Here is a 13,190-nt window from a genome sequence, read left to right as displayed (position 1 = left end):
TTCCCGATGCTAGAGCTGCAGATCCGCGGCGGCTGCGCCCCGCGCCAGATAACCGATGCGATAGACTTCCTGCTCGCCAGCGGGGCGCTGGTGTGAAGCGTTAACGTCTACTCCCTGCCAGCGGCTCACATCCCAGGCGCTGATCCCTGTTGTTACCGGCAGTGTCGTAAGGTCTGAATGCGGTGGAATCGTCCAGCGGTTCAGCGTTATAAAGCGGGCATCGGCCAGATCCGGCATGTGGGTCAGCCCCTCAAGCGCCAGCCAGCTTTCGATGATCGGCCAGCCAAAATCCCTGACCAGCGTCGCAAAGCCAGGACTTTGCAGGAAACGCTGCATACCACTCGCCTCCTGCCAGAAATAGAGCGGCGCATAACGGTTTTCATTCTGTCCGTCATCATCACGGCAGGTGTAAAGATATGCCTTGGCCACCAGCCCTGGAAAGCCATCAAGCCGGGCTCCGTTCAGACTGATGCGCTGTTCGATGATGCCCATGTCGTAGTCAGCGGGCAGGGTAAAACGGTAGTGCATGATAATCATAACGCCTCCTGTGCCAGCATCCGGCCGCCGCTAAAGCTCCACTCTTCGGTGCTGTTAAACTGAATGATGATCATCACGTCGTCAGGATCGATCGCCATCTCCGCCTGAAGCGTCGTACAGAGTGAATGATAAAACTGCTGCTTCTGTTGTCGGGTTCGCGGTCGGCCTGCTGTCACCTGAAACAGCACGAAATTATCGCTACGCCCGCCGCTGAGATAGTGACGATCAAATACCCGCTGTCCGGCGGGCAGCATCTCAATCACCTGAAAGCAATCATGCTCAGGAACGTCAAATTCCGCGACCAGCGCCTGCTGAAGCAGCGTGGAAATCTGATGCAGAGCCGCCTCGCTGTAGCCCTGACGCAGGGTAATTCGGGTAAAGGGCATCAGTGATTATCCTCCAGATAACCCAGCGCGGTGACGGCGGCGGGCCAGCCTGCGTAAAACGCCAGATGCGTGAAGCTCTCCACCAGCTCATCCTGCGTCAGTCCATTTTGCCGGGCGAAATCGATGTGCCACGGCAGCTGCTGGACCCGCCCCAGCGCGGTTAACGTTGCCAGCGTCAGCAGGCTGCGTTCACGCGGTGACAACTGCTCGCGCTGCCAGATATCGCCAAACAGCACCTGCTGTGTCAGTTCGGCCAGTTTTGGCGCGCGCTGCGCCAGTGTTTCCCGATCAAGCGATTTTTTCATTGCACACTCCTCAGTGGTGAGACAGAGTGTCACTCAGGCCTTCAATCCTGAAAATCAAATTAATCAGCTCTTACCATCCATAATTACAGGACAATAATGAACAAGGTACCGGAGTCCCTCGATATGGATGCGCTGCGCAGTTTCGTCGCGGGCATTGATGCCGGCAGCTTTGCCCTGGCGGCACAGCATCTGTGTCGGTCTGCCTCGGCCGTGAGTGCGCAGCTTAAGAAACTGGAGCAGCAATGCGGCACGGCGCTGGTGATGAAAAAAGGGCGTCATGTGCAGCTGACCCGCAGCGGTGAACAGCTGATGAGTTACGCCAGACGCCTGCTGTCGCTGAACGATGAGACATTGCGGGCAGTGAAAGGCGAAGCGTTGCAGGGCGAAATACGCATCGGGATGCAGGAGGATTTTGGCGAGGCGTTGATGCCGGACATTCTCGGCGCGTTCAACCGGCAGCATCCGGAGGTGATGCTGACCGCACGCGTCGACAGAAATCTGCCGCTGCTTACGGCGCTGGCCCGTCATGAGCTGGACCTGGCGCTGCTGTGGCAGGCAGAGCAGCAGGCTGGCACGCAGTTAATTGGTCAGTGTCCGTTAGCCTGGATACAGCATCCGGCGTTTGATCTGGCGGGATATCTGCAGCGCGGCGAGCCGCTGCCGCTGGTGGCATTCGATGCGCCGTGTGTCATGCGATCGCGCGCCATCGAGGCGCTGGATAAGGCAGGTATTCCGTGGCGGGTAGTGTTCACCAGCCACAGTCTTAGCGGGATCTGGGCGGCATTACAGGCCGGGCTGGGCATCACCCTGCGCACCCGCGCCGGGTTGCCGGAGACGCTGGTGATTGAATCACACCGGCTGCCAATGCCCGGCTATCTGGGTATCGCGCTCGCCCGCTCAGATCAGGGTGACGATCCGGCGCGAGCACTCTTGCAGCATCTGATCACGCAAGCCGCCCTGCCCTTTATTCAGCGCTGACTGCTGTCTGAAATGCCCGCTGAACCAGAGACGAACAGTATTCTGCTGAGATGTCGCGGTCGCCGAACAGAATATGAAACATCACCGGCGCCACGACCACATCGATGATGCGATCAACGTCAAAACCTGATTCGCCGCGTGCCTCGGCCCGACTTTTCAGTGTTTCAAGATGCTGATAGGTAAACCCACAGCATTTCTGGCTCGCCACTTCAGCCTGACTTCCTATCACATCAGCCAGAAGCTCACGACCGACTTTGGACGACATCTCTTCAGCATACTGCTGGATGAACGCGGTAAGATCGCCGGCCGTCGATCCGGTATCTTCCGGTTCTGCAATGGGCCGCATCCGTGCCACGGCCACATCCGCCAGCAACTGGGACAGATCGCCCCAGCGCCGATAGATCGTGGAAGGTGTCACACCTGCCTGTTCGGCGATCATCGGTACTGTAATAGCTGAACGATCAAGCGTTTCAAGCAAGCGGTTAACGGTGTTATGCACTTCCGCCTGAATACGTGCGCTGCGCCCACCCTGCCGAATCATCTCCCTCGCCATCTCTTTCTCCCGCTTTTATCAGCCTGAACGTCATGGTTAAAGCAACGAAGTTGCATTAACAGATACCGGCAGTGTACCGCATCTCAGGCTGAGCAGGCGCTAATGTGTGCTATCGGACGATTGAGAATCAAGGCTGCAGTTTACTCAGGACAGATTTAACCGGCTCGGCGGTGAGATGTGACGAACGGTTATCTGATGCGCCTATCCATAAAAGACTGACTGCCATAACTGCTGAAATAAAAATTGTACGAATATCCATAAAGCCTCCCCCTGATTAAGGTGGCTAAAGTAATCCACACAGCGGAGTATTAATCGCGGGATAAGAGAGGGTTTAAAGGGACTTTGCGCGAAAAGGTGGCGCAGATTTCGCCACGCCTGAATCACAAACGGGAAAGATCAAACTTATGCGGTAACGATGTTGCCAGCCGCAAGCCAGTCACGTCGTGTAAGGGTGTACATCAGGCTGGGAGGCAACCCCTCCGGATCGTCGACCTTTTTCAAAAAGGTAAGGCCCGCTTTTTCCAGTACCCGCCGCGAAGCAAGATGGTTTTCGCGCGTCACACCCGTAATGATGCTCAGCCCGGCCTCTTCGAATCCGTAGCGAATGGCTCTGCGGGAAAGCTCGGTAGCATACCCTTTTCCCCAGGCAGCAGGCTCAAACCGGTAACCGAGATTATTCGTCTGACGACCGTCAAACTGGCTTCTGAAAACACCGCCAAAACCAATAATTTTATCCGGATGGGCTTTCTCAAATATCGTCCAGTCGCCAAAACCCTGTTCCTGATAGCTCTGTAATATGCGCTCTATGCCCTGAATGGCATACGTTCTGTCGGGCCATGGACCTCGCGGGTTAAATTTATGCGTTTCGGGGTCGCCATAGATTCTGAAGAGGTCGTCAAGATCCTCACGAAGAGTATATCTGTAGAGCAGCCGCTCTGATTCCCAAACCATCCTGCGCTCCTTGTGGGTGCTGAATAAGCAATCTTTACTCTTTATATCAGCAACTTCTGCTGTCACCAACTCTGTTAATACTTTTAACGAACGGCGGCTAATTTCAGTGCGCAAGTCGCGGTTTTCGTGCTCATCTGATTGCAGAAAATGGACCTCTCATCAGAGGCTGTCACTACGTTGTGTTGTGCTTCTGATATTGGTAAAGGGTGGAAAGAGGTTGCCGCCCCAGGTAATAAGCTGTTTTCGCGGCGGGAAGACGGATTCACCTGGGGCGATTGCCATAAAGGGTGGCGCACGGGTTCTGAATACGCTGCATGGGTGTTAAAGTGCTGCTTAAACTGGCGCGTCGGGTCTGTGTAGTCTCACCTTCAGCGTTATGAGGATCTGAATAGTGAAAGGAAAGTGCAAAAATGTCTGAACAGAGCAGCATTATCACTGAACTTACCGAACTTGAAGGTCTTTACGGCACGGTCGCCCGGCCCTCTGTCGCTAAAGAAACCGATCATATTCATCCCGCCTATCGTCCGTTTATCGCCGCCTCGCCTTTTGTGGCGCTGGCAACGTCGGGACCTGAGGGACTGGATGTTTCACCGCGCGGCGATCCGGCCGGATTTATCGAAATCGAAGATGACAAGACCCTGTTATTACCCGACAGACGCGGCAATAACCGCATCGACAGCCTGCGCAACATTCTGCATGACAATCGGGTAGCGCTGCTTTTTCTCATCCCTGGCATTGGCGAGACGTTGCGCGTGAACGGCACGGCAGCGATCAGCACCGACCCGGCGCTACTTGAGCGCTTTGCCATCAACAATCAGCTGCCAAAAACCGTATTGCGCATCACTGTGGAGAGCGTTTTCTTTCAGTGCAGCCGGGCGATTATTCGCTCCGGATTATGGGATGCCGAAACGCAGATCTCACGGCAGTCGTTGCCCAGCACCGGTTCGATCCTCAAACAGATTGCAGAGATTGATGGCGATGCCTACGACAAAGCGCTGCCTGAGAGATTGAAGAACTCACTTTACTGATCGCCGTTCAGGGCCAGGAGGCTTCACTTCATCCGGCGTGCCGATGAGTGAAGTACTTATACTTTCGGAACGGAGATCATCGTGCGCCTGCAGTCACGCCTCTAAGCGCAAACAGCGATAGCGTTACGCAAAGCTCTCCAGTATCTGCTTTGCATGCAGGTAGTCGTAAGAGGTCACTTCAATTTTATTATTGCTGAGATCGCTGAAATAGACGGACATCGACACGTCATGGTCGCTGACGCTGAAAGGGATTTTATTCTTACTGAGTACAGGCATAAGTTCGTTGAAAGATGAGGCTGCCACCCCGAAAGCCACCGTATGGCCTGCTGGCTGAGATTTTCGCAGGAAAAGAGAGAGTGATGCCCTGTTATTTCTTATGACCAGCGGCCCACCCCGTTCAAACCAGAAGTACAGGGAAGGGTCGCGTTCAAAGCCCAGGATCTCGTTGTACCACTTTTCTGCCTGTTCAATATTTTCAACGTAGAGATGGATATGATCGATCTCAGCTATCTTCATCATCTGGCTCCCTGATTGTTATTAACAGTGAGACTCGCCGAAATATTATTGATAAACAACCCGCAAAGCACATAACAACACGTATCAGGAAACGGACAGAGAAGAGTGCAGGAAAGCGGCCCGGAGAGACAAAGCGCAGGCAAAGGGAGAGCGGATGTGAGTTAGCATAAACGAGCCCCATTTGGGGTTGTAACGCTTGCATCAGGTCACACAATTACAATATGGACCAGACCTTTATGCTTTCCAGGAATTTATAATTATTAAGCTTTAACTGTCAGCCAGTGTTGATTTACCGCGGGTCGATAAGATCTACGACCAAAGACAATATTTCATCCATAACATGTGGCTCAACGGTGGCGGCATAGCTTGCCCTGCGCGCAGTCAGGTCAAGCGAGCGCACCTGATAGCACAGCGCCACGCCGGTCACTTTGCCGGTATCTGTGCTGTTACCGTCCAGATAAACGGTCACGCCCTGTGAGCGTGATGCGCCGCCGCCACTTGTTACCGGCACGCAAACTGCCGTTCCCAAAGCCGCAACCAACTCCCGTTGCGAGATAACAAGGTAATAATGCGGCCCTTTAAACTCTCGCCCTTCAACCGGATCGCCATTAACGTGCCAGATTTCGCCTTTCTGCGGCACTCTCCTTGAAACCATCAGATATGCTCCCTGCCCTGCGGCGCGTCGTTCAGCCCGTCGGCGGCCTCTTCGTTATACTGTTGAATTTCCTGCTGATCGATACCGGCCAGCAACTGAGCAACTGTGCGGCGACCGCGTGGTACACGCGTTACCGGCACAATATTCACGGATTCGCCTTCTGCGGTGACGTCCAGCTCAATGCCAACGGTCCAGCCCGCTCTGGCAGCAATCTCGCTGGGGATAGTCAGCACGACCGCCCCGCCCTGCTGACGAAGTCTTGTTGAAGCCATATCTCCTCCCATGTGTGACTTAGTAACACAAAGCTTACCACAGGGTGACACTAAGTCACACAGCAAAATAGGTTAAAGCAAAGATATTGCATTAAGGTACAGATAGACGTATACCTTATTAAAAGCTAATACTTTGCATTAAGGTGATTTCCATGAACCCCACATTGACGCCTCAGGCTGCTGCCCGCACCACGCTTTTCAGTTTTACCGGTGCGGCGCTGATTTCCGCCACCAGCAGTGCGCCAACGCCGCTCTACCCACTTTATCGCAGCCTGTTCCATTTGACGCCGACCATGCTGACGTTGATCTTTGGCGCCTATGCTTTCGCGTTGCTGGCCGCGCTACTCACGGTGGGTAAAGTGTCCGACTATACCGGCCGCCGCCCGCTGATGCTGCTGGCGCTGGCGATCAATGCGGTCGCGCTGGTGATCTTTATGTCTGCCGGTTCTGCGGCGACCTTAATCGCCGCCCGGCTGGTGCAGGGCTTTGCAACCGGTATTGCCTTACCGACCTTTGGTGCCAGCCTGATTGACGCCAGTAAAACCCGTGGGCCACTGCTGAACTCATTCACCGCCTTTCTGGGGATGACGCTGGGCACGCTGGCGGGCGGCATACTGGTCACCTTTGCGCCCTTTCCCACGGTGACGCTTTACGCGCTGCTGCTGATACTGATGCTGGTTGCCATGGCGCTGTTGCCGCTAATACCAGAAACCATTGCGCCTCAGCCGGGTGTTCTGGCCGCACTGCGACCTCAGGTCAGCATACCGCGACGCGCGCTGGGCCCGCTGTTAATGGTGACGCCGGTTAATATCGCAACCTGGATGCTGGGCGGATTTTACCTTTCACTGATGCCCTCAATGGTGGCGAACGCAACCGGCCTGACCTCGCCTTTTATCGGCGGCTCGATTGTGGCGACGCTGATGCTGAGCGCAACGGCAGCAGTATTTCTCTTTCGCCCGTTACCGCCTGCGCGGGCATTAGTTATCGGTACGCTGATGCTGATAGTGGGCGTCAGCGTCACGCTTGCGGGCCTTTCTCTGCACAGCGTGGCCTGGCTCTATCTCGGCACTGCCATTGCGGGTCAGGGATTTGGATCGATTTTCTCCAGCGTGCTGAAGATCATTATGCAGTTAGCTGAAAGTCATGAACGCGCCGGACTGTTCTCCGCCTTTTTGATCAAAAGCTATCTCGCCTTTGCCCTGCCTGCGATTGCCGCCGGAATGGCAGCGCCGCATATCGGGCTGAACCAGACCGCCTGGTTATATGGCATGACCATCATCGTGCTGGCACTGGTGTCGCTACTGGCGATCAGAGGTCGCGCTTTAGCCGGAGCGGCCAGTTAATAAACGCGCCCGACGCGGCCAGATATCTGCCGCGTCATCCACAAACGGTAATTTTCACTTACACTCAACGGATTAATTTCAGGCGCAGTTGCTGCGTGATACCGTGAGTATGATGTCGAAATCCCAATCTGATGCGGTTTTAGCCCGGTTTTCATCCGCCACACGACGCTGGTTTTCTGCCACCTTTGCTGCACCCACGCCGGTGCAGCAGGCGGCATGGCAGGCGATAGCCAGCGGAGAACATGCGCTGGTGATCGCCCCGACCGGTTCAGGGAAGACGCTGGCGGCCTTCCTCACCGCCATCGACACGCTGTTTCAGTTCCGAACCACCCAGCCCTCACCTGCACGTGAAACGACCACTCGCATTCTCTATATTTCACCGGTTAAAGCGCTGGCCGCGGACGTACAGCGCAACCTGAATCTGCCGCTGGCAGGCGTTTACGCTGAGCGGCAGGCGCTGAATGAGCCAGAGATCACTCTGAATATCGGAATGCGATCCGGCGATACGCCCGGTGCAGAGCGCGCCAGGCTGGTGCGCCGCCCTCCCGATATCCTGATCACCACACCCGAATCACTGTTTCTGATGCTGACCTCAAAAGCGCGAACGACGCTGCAGGGCCTGACCACGGTCATCGTCGATGAGGTGCATGCGGTGGCGGGATCGAAGCGGGGTTCCCAGCTGGCGCTGAGCCTGGAGAGGCTGGATGCGCTGCTGCCACAGCCCGCCCAGCGTATCGGGCTTTCCGCTACGGTACGACCGGTTGAGCGGGTCGCCGCCTTCCTTGGCGGCTGTCAGCCCGTTCAGGTCGTTAATCCGGCCGCCGATCGGACGCTGCACCTGACCATCGAGGTTCCGGTCGAAGATATGACCGATATCGCCAGCCCCGATGACCTGACCGGTGAAGCCACCTCTGCCAGCGGTTCGATCTGGCCGCACATTGAAGCGCGCATTCTGCAGCAGGTCATGTCCCATCGCGCCACGCTGGTGTTTGTGAATTCGCGTGGCCTGGCGGAAAAGCTGACTGCGCGGCTCAATGCGCGTTATCTGGCGCAGCAGACAGCCGCTGGCGATCGGGATGCAGAACCGGACGACAGTGACGATCTTATTGCCCGCTCGCACCACGGGTCCGTCTCGAAGGAGCAGCGAGGCGAGATTGAAGCCGCACTGAAGCTGGGCAGACTGCGCTGCGTAGTGGCGACTTCCAGTCTGGAACTTGGCATTGATATGGGACCGGTGGATCTGGTGATCCAGGTGGGCGCACCGCTTTCAGTCGCCAGTGCACTGCAGCGCGTGGGACGCGCCGGACATCAGGTTGGCGGCGTATCAACCGGCATCCTGTTTCCGCGCACCCGGCGCGATCTGCTGGATTCGGCCGTCATATTGCAGTCGATGCGTGCGGGCCAGCTCGATGCGCTGGCTCCGCCGCGTAACCCGCTCGATATTCTGGCGCAGCAAACCCTGGCGGCCGTCGCAATGGATCCCTTACAGGTCGATGATTGGTATGCGCAGGTCTGTCGGGCCGATCCGTTTCGCACTCTGTCGCGTCGGCTGTTTGATGCCACGCTCGATATGCTGGCGGGTAAGTTTCCCTCAGACGCTTTTGCTCAGCTGCGGCCGCAGCTGGTGTGGGATCGTCAGAGCGGATTGCTGACGCCGCGACCCGGCGCTCAGCATCTGGCCGTGACCAGCGGCGGCACCATTCCCGATCGCGGCATGTTCAGCGTCATCCTGCCGGAAGGCGAAGAGCAGGCTGGCTCACGCCGTGTCGGCGAACTGGATGAAGAGATGGTCTATGAGTCGCGGGTCAATGACATTATTACCCTGGGCGCAACGTCGTGGCGGATTCAGCAGATTACCCACGACCAGGTACTGGTGGTGCCTGCGCCAGGCCGTCCGGCTCGTCTGCCTTTCTGGCGCGGAGAAGGTGTGGGTCGCTCGGCCGATTCGGGTGCCAGCCTCGGGCTGTTTCTGCGTCATCTGAGTGCGGCTTCACCGGTAGACGCGCAGGAGCAGTTGCGCGCGCTGGGGCTGGATGCCCGCGCAGTTACGAATCTGCTGGCTTTGCTGGCTGAACAACGCACCGCGACCGGCGTACTGCCGGACGATCGCACATTGCTGATCGAACGCTGCCGTGACGAAATCGGCGACTGGCGGATGATCCTGCATTCGCCCTGGGGAAAGCGGGTCAATGCGCCCTGGGCGCTGGCGATTGCCGCCCGAATCCAGCAACGCCTGGGCATTGATGCTTCTGTTGCGGCCAGCGATGACGGCATCGTGGCCCGCTTTCCCGACAGCGAGGGAGTATTACCCGGCGCTGACCTGTTTATGTTCGACGCCGACCAGTTGACCCGGGAGGTCACTGAGAGTGTCGGTCAGTCGGCGCTGTTTGCCGCCCGCTTCCGTGAATGTGCCTCACGCGCTCTGCTGCTGCCGAGGCGTAATCCGGGCAAACGTTCGCCACTCTGGCAGCAGCGGCTGCGCGCCGGTCAGTTGCTGGAAGTTGCACGACAGTATGACGATTTCCCCATCCTTATCGAAACCGCACGCGAATGTCTGCAGGATGTCTACGATCTGCCTGCCCTGCACCAGCTGATGGAACAGATGGCACAGGGAAAGGTAAAGCTGGTCGAGGTGACGACCGAACAGCCCTCCCCTTTTGCCGCGCCGCTGCTGTTTGGCTATGTTGCAGAGTTTATTTACGCCAGCGACGCCCCCCAGGCAGAACGGCGCGCCTCACTGCTGGCGCTCGACAGTAATCTGCTGGGTGAGCTGCTCGGCCAGACCAGCAAGCGTGATTTACTGGCACCTGACGTCGTTGAACAGGTTGAACAGGAACTGCAGCGCATTGATTCCCGCTATCAGGCGCAGCACGCCGAAGGCATTATCGATCTGCTGCGCGATCTTGGCCCGCTCCCGGTTGCCGGTATTGCGGCACGTTTCAGTGGCAACGGCCAGCAGATCGCGGAAGCCATGACGCAGTTCGCGGCCGCGCAGCGAGTGATCCCGATCACCCTTGCCGGTGAAGAGCGCTGGGCAATCATTGAAGATGCAGCCCGCCTGCGCGATGCACTGGCCGTTGTACTGCCTGACGATCTGCCCGGAACATTTCTGGAGCCGCAGGCCGATCCGCTACGCGATCTCATTAATCGCTACGCCCGAACCCATACCCTGTTCACTGCCCGACAGCTGGCCACGTATTTTGGTCTGGGTGTGGCCATTGTGAATGAGGTGCTGCTTTCCCTGCATCAGCAGGGCAACCTGCTCAATGTGGGTTCGCCAGAGGGCGCATCGGAAACGGAGTGGGTTTCCACAGAGATCTTCAAACGGTTACGCTTACGTTCACTGCAATCAGCACGTGAAGCAACCCGGCCTGTTCCACCTGCCGCCTGGATCAACCTGCTGCTGGAGCGTCACGGTGTGCTTAACACGCAGCGTGAAGAGCATCACGGGGTTAACGGGCTGTTGCGGGTAGTTGAGCAACTTGCGGGCGTGCCGCTACCGGCCTCGCTGTGGGAGTCACAAATCCTGCGCGCCAGGATAGCCGACTATCAGCCCGCGATGCTCGATGAACTGTTAGCCAGTGGCGAGGTTACCTGGTGCGGACACAAAGCGCTGGGTCAGAATGATGGGTTGATCTCGCTGCACCTCACGGAATATGCCGCTGAAACACTGCCGATGATTGACACTACGCAGCCTCTGACGCCGATTCAGCAGGCGACTCTCGACGCATTGAGCCGGGGTGGCTCGTGGTTTGTTCATGAGATCATGGCACAGATGGACGAGGCAGAGACGCAAACCACCGATATTTATGCTGCCCTGTGGCAACTGGTGTGGCAGGGCTATGTCACTGCCGATAGCTGGATTGCGGTGCGTGGGCTGCTGACCACGCCAGGCGCCCCCCGTTCACGTCCCGCGCGTACCCTGCGCACCCGTTTTGGTCAGCGCTTCACCCCGGGCGCACTTTCTGCACGCCGACCGGCGGTCAACACGCTGGCTGGTCGCTGGTCGCGGATTAACCGACAGGAGATTGATCCTGCCCGGCTGGCCCTGTCGCTGGTGGAAAATCTTCTCGACCGTTATGGGGTGATCAGCCGGGGTAGCGCGATATCGGAGCAGATCCCCGGAGGATTCCCGGCGTTACAGCCGGTATTACGCAGCATGGAAGATGCCGGACGATTGCTGCGTGGCCGGTTTGTCGCTGGTGCGGGTGGCGCGCAGTTTGCCGACCATAACACCATTGAGCGGCTGCGGGAGCTGGCAGAAAAGCCGCTGACCGCGACAGAGGCGGTGGCGCTGGCGCTGGCGCTGGCCGCACCGGACCCGGCGAATCCGTTTGGCGCGTTGCTGAGCTGGCCGCTTCACGCCAGCGGCATCCGCCCGACACGCCGTCAGGGGGGCCGCGTGGTGATTGCAGGCGGCGCGCTGGTGCTTTATCTGACGCCCGGAGGCAAAGAGTTGCTGACATTCATCGACGATCCCGCGCTGCAGCAGGTCGCGGTGGCGGCGCTGGGCCTGGCACTGAAGCGTGAAAAGCCCGCGAGTTTCACGCTTGAGAAGGTAGATGGTGAACCGGTTTCGCGGTCCCCGCTGCTTAACGCGTTGCGACATGCCGGATTTTCACGGGTGCCACAGGGGTTTAGCTGGTATAGCTGAGTTGTTTTCGCGCCCGTTTTTTTCGCGTCCGTTTTTTTCGCGCACAAAGTCGATAAATGCCTGAAGCGGGGCGGGGATCAGGCGGCGATCGTTGTAATAGAGCCACGGACCGGAGAAAGTCAGCCACCAGGGTTGCAGCAGCGGTTCCAGCCTGCCGCTGTCAAGGGCTGGCCTGAGCCACTCGTCAAACAGATATATCACGCCGCTTCCGGCGATGGCCGCCTCCACCGCCAGATCCATTGCGCCACCGACCGAAACCACCAGCGGCCCGCTGGTTTCAACGCTGATCTCTTCGCCCTCGTGGCTGAAGGTCCAGTCAGCCATGAGGCCGCTGGCATAACGGCCACGCAGACAGCGATGATGGATCAGATCGCGCGGATGTTCCGGTCGGCCATGTTCTGCCAGATAAGCCGGAGAAGCCGCCAGCGCGAACCGTTGCTGTCTGGGGCCAATGGGCATCGCCACCATATCCTGCTCCAGCCGCTCATCATAACGAATCCCGGCGTCACAACCGTCACGAAAGACATCCTGCACGCTGCTCTCCGCCACAATTTCCAGCCGGATGTCGGGATAACGCTGCAAAAATTCCGGCACCAGCGCGGGCAGTACCAGCCGCGTAGCACTGACCGGCACATTCAGCCGCAGCGTGCCACCAGGGGTGTTTCGGTAGCGATTCACCGCATCCAGCGCGGCGTTAACTTCATTGATCGCGGGCAGCAGACGTTCCATCAGCGCCCTGCCCGCTTCGGTTAACACCACGGTGCGGGTGGTACGGTGAAACAGACGAATACCCAGCTGTTGTTCCGCCCGTCGTACCGCATCGCTCAGGCGTGACGCATTGCTGCCGGTGACGCGTGCCGCTTCCCGAAACCCTCCCGCTTTTGCCACCGCCACGACGGCATCCAGCAGCGCCATATCGATCGCCATTGTGCATCACTCCGTACAGTCTGTCCTGATTTCACCGGATAGTTGCACAGCTGAATCACCGTTACAATTGATCTACATTCACGCA

14 protein-coding genes are annotated in these 13,190 nt (G+C 57.8%); 4 read left to right on the top strand and 10 right to left on the bottom strand.

Annotation, left to right across the window (positions count from 1 at the left end):
- Positions 1-9: 9 nt before the first annotated feature.
- Genes AFL22_RS10040 through AFL22_RS10030 form a run of 3 tightly spaced genes read right to left on the bottom strand, consistent with a single transcriptional unit; the run spans position 10 to position 1,228 of the window.
- On the bottom strand, positions 10-537 hold the full coding sequence (locus tag AFL22_RS10040) for a DUF4865 family protein (protein ID WP_052271309.1): 528 nt from the start codon (positions 535-537) through the stop codon (positions 10-12).
- Complete coding sequence (locus AFL22_RS10035; protein WP_045139977.1) at positions 534-923, bottom strand: tautomerase family protein; 390 nt, start codon at positions 921-923, stop codon at positions 534-536. Before AFL22_RS10035 ends, AFL22_RS10040 begins: the two co-directional genes overlap by 4 nt.
- Complete coding sequence (locus tag AFL22_RS10030; RefSeq protein WP_039387870.1) at positions 923-1,228, bottom strand: carboxymuconolactone decarboxylase family protein; 306 nt, start codon at positions 1,226-1,228, stop codon at positions 923-925. The genes AFL22_RS10035 and AFL22_RS10030 overlap by 1 nt, the downstream gene beginning before the upstream one ends.
- A gap of 96 nt (positions 1,229-1,324) precedes the next feature.
- Here AFL22_RS10030 and AFL22_RS10025 point away from each other — a divergent pair, with 96 nt between their 5' ends.
- Positions 1,325-2,206: a LysR substrate-binding domain-containing protein gene (locus AFL22_RS10025; RefSeq protein WP_033779946.1), complete on the top strand. Its 882-nt coding sequence runs from the start codon at positions 1,325-1,327 to the stop codon at positions 2,204-2,206.
- On the opposite strand, the gene AFL22_RS10020 is transcribed toward AFL22_RS10025, so the two are convergent.
- From AFL22_RS10020 to AFL22_RS10015, 3 genes are all read right to left on the bottom strand, one after another.
- Positions 2,193-2,759: a TetR/AcrR family transcriptional regulator gene (locus tag AFL22_RS10020; protein WP_033773604.1), complete on the bottom strand. Its 567-nt coding sequence runs from the start codon at positions 2,757-2,759 to the stop codon at positions 2,193-2,195. The two genes, AFL22_RS10025 and AFL22_RS10020, sit on opposite strands and share 14 nt — an antisense overlap.
- Positions 2,760-2,886: 127 nt before the next feature.
- Complete coding sequence (locus tag AFL22_RS24645; protein WP_010670579.1) at positions 2,887-3,018, bottom strand: hypothetical protein; 132 nt, start codon at positions 3,016-3,018, stop codon at positions 2,887-2,889.
- A 143-nt stretch (positions 3,019-3,161) separates the two neighbouring features.
- Positions 3,162-3,710 carry a GNAT family N-acetyltransferase gene (locus tag AFL22_RS10015; RefSeq protein ID WP_052271308.1) on the bottom strand — a complete coding sequence of 183 codons (549 nt, stop codon included), beginning with the start codon at positions 3,708-3,710 and terminating at the stop codon, positions 3,162-3,164.
- 410 nt (positions 3,711-4,120) lie between these two features.
- On the opposite strand from AFL22_RS10015, the gene AFL22_RS10010 reads away from it, so the two are divergent.
- On the top strand, positions 4,121-4,738 hold the full coding sequence (locus AFL22_RS10010) for a pyridoxamine 5'-phosphate oxidase family protein (RefSeq protein WP_010246855.1): 618 nt from the start codon (positions 4,121-4,123) through the stop codon (positions 4,736-4,738).
- 123 nt (positions 4,739-4,861) lie between these two features.
- On the opposite strand, the gene AFL22_RS10005 is transcribed toward AFL22_RS10010, so the two are convergent.
- The 3 genes from AFL22_RS10005 to AFL22_RS09995 form a co-directional block, all read right to left on the bottom strand.
- Positions 4,862-5,254 (bottom strand): VOC family protein, encoded by a 393-nt coding sequence (locus AFL22_RS10005; protein ID WP_052271371.1) that lies wholly within the window; start codon positions 5,252-5,254, stop codon positions 4,862-4,864.
- A gap of 289 nt (positions 5,255-5,543) precedes the next feature.
- The gene (locus AFL22_RS10000; protein WP_029519587.1) at positions 5,544-5,909 is read right to left on the bottom strand and encodes a type II toxin-antitoxin system PemK/MazF family toxin; all 366 of its coding nucleotides are present in this window, start codon (positions 5,907-5,909) and stop codon (positions 5,544-5,546) included.
- The gene (locus tag AFL22_RS09995) at positions 5,909-6,181 is read right to left on the bottom strand and encodes an antitoxin (RefSeq protein ID WP_022624564.1); all 273 of its coding nucleotides are present in this window, start codon (positions 6,179-6,181) and stop codon (positions 5,909-5,911) included. Before AFL22_RS09995 ends, AFL22_RS10000 begins: the two co-directional genes overlap by 1 nt.
- Before the next feature lie 152 nt (positions 6,182-6,333).
- Between AFL22_RS09995 and AFL22_RS09990 the strand changes: the two genes are divergently transcribed.
- Positions 6,334-7,524, top strand: coding sequence for an MFS transporter (locus AFL22_RS09990; RefSeq protein WP_052271307.1), 1,191 nt, complete (start codon positions 6,334-6,336; stop codon positions 7,522-7,524).
- 109 nt (positions 7,525-7,633) lie between these two features.
- Positions 7,634-12,178 (top strand): ATP-dependent helicase, encoded by a 4,545-nt coding sequence (locus tag AFL22_RS09985; protein ID WP_052271370.1) that lies wholly within the window; start codon positions 7,634-7,636, stop codon positions 12,176-12,178.
- Here the strand turns inward: AFL22_RS09985 and AFL22_RS09980 are convergent.
- A complete protein-coding gene (locus AFL22_RS09980; protein ID WP_052271306.1) occupies positions 12,143-13,105 on the bottom strand; it encodes a LysR family transcriptional regulator in 963 nt (320 codons plus the stop codon). The two genes, AFL22_RS09985 and AFL22_RS09980, sit on opposite strands and share 36 nt — an antisense overlap.
- Between the last annotated feature and the right edge of the window lie 85 nt (positions 13,106-13,190).

Source organism: Pantoea sp. CFSAN033090 (assembly GCF_001264395.1).
Taxonomy (GTDB): domain Bacteria; phylum Pseudomonadota; class Gammaproteobacteria; order Enterobacterales; family Enterobacteriaceae; genus Pantoea; species Pantoea agglomerans.
Note: the sequence above shows the minus strand (reverse complement) of the source record. Positions and strands in the feature narration are given on the sequence as shown.

Excerpts from the sequence above, each read along its gene's own strand:
- AFL22_RS10030 (WP_039387870.1), bottom strand. The coding sequence starts at position 1,228 with ATGAAAAAATCGCTTGATCGGGAAACACTGGCGCAGCGCGCGCCAAAA.
- AFL22_RS10010 (WP_010246855.1), top strand. The coding sequence starts at position 4,121 with ATGTCTGAACAGAGCAGCATTATCACTGAACTTACCGAACTTGAAGGT.
- AFL22_RS09990 (WP_052271307.1), top strand. The coding sequence starts at position 6,334 with ATGAACCCCACATTGACGCCTCAGGCTGCTGCCCGCACCACGCTTTTC.
- AFL22_RS10025 (WP_033779946.1), top strand. The coding sequence starts at position 1,325 with ATGAACAAGGTACCGGAGTCCCTCGATATGGATGCGCTGCGCAGTTTC.
- AFL22_RS10035 (WP_045139977.1), bottom strand. The coding sequence starts at position 923 with ATGCCCTTTACCCGAATTACCCTGCGTCAGGGCTACAGCGAGGCGGCT.
- AFL22_RS09985 (WP_052271370.1), top strand. The coding sequence starts at position 7,634 with ATGATGTCGAAATCCCAATCTGATGCGGTTTTAGCCCGGTTTTCATCC.
- AFL22_RS10005 (WP_052271371.1), bottom strand. The coding sequence starts at position 5,254 with ATGAAGATAGCTGAGATCGATCATATCCATCTCTACGTTGAAAATATT.
- AFL22_RS24645 (WP_010670579.1), bottom strand. The coding sequence starts at position 3,018 with ATGGATATTCGTACAATTTTTATTTCAGCAGTTATGGCAGTCAGTCTT.
- AFL22_RS10000 (WP_029519587.1), bottom strand. The coding sequence starts at position 5,909 with ATGGTTTCAAGGAGAGTGCCGCAGAAAGGCGAAATCTGGCACGTTAAT.
- AFL22_RS09995 (WP_022624564.1), bottom strand. The coding sequence starts at position 6,181 with ATGGCTTCAACAAGACTTCGTCAGCAGGGCGGGGCGGTCGTGCTGACT.
- AFL22_RS10015 (WP_052271308.1), bottom strand. The coding sequence starts at position 3,710 with ATGGTTTGGGAATCAGAGCGGCTGCTCTACAGATATACTCTTCGTGAG.
- AFL22_RS10040 (WP_052271309.1), bottom strand. The coding sequence starts at position 537 with ATGATTATCATGCACTACCGTTTTACCCTGCCCGCTGACTACGACATG.
- AFL22_RS10020 (WP_033773604.1), bottom strand. The coding sequence starts at position 2,759 with ATGGCGAGGGAGATGATTCGGCAGGGTGGGCGCAGCGCACGTATTCAG.
- AFL22_RS09980 (WP_052271306.1), bottom strand. The coding sequence starts at position 13,105 with ATGGCGATCGATATGGCGCTGCTGGATGCCGTCGTGGCGGTGGCAAAA.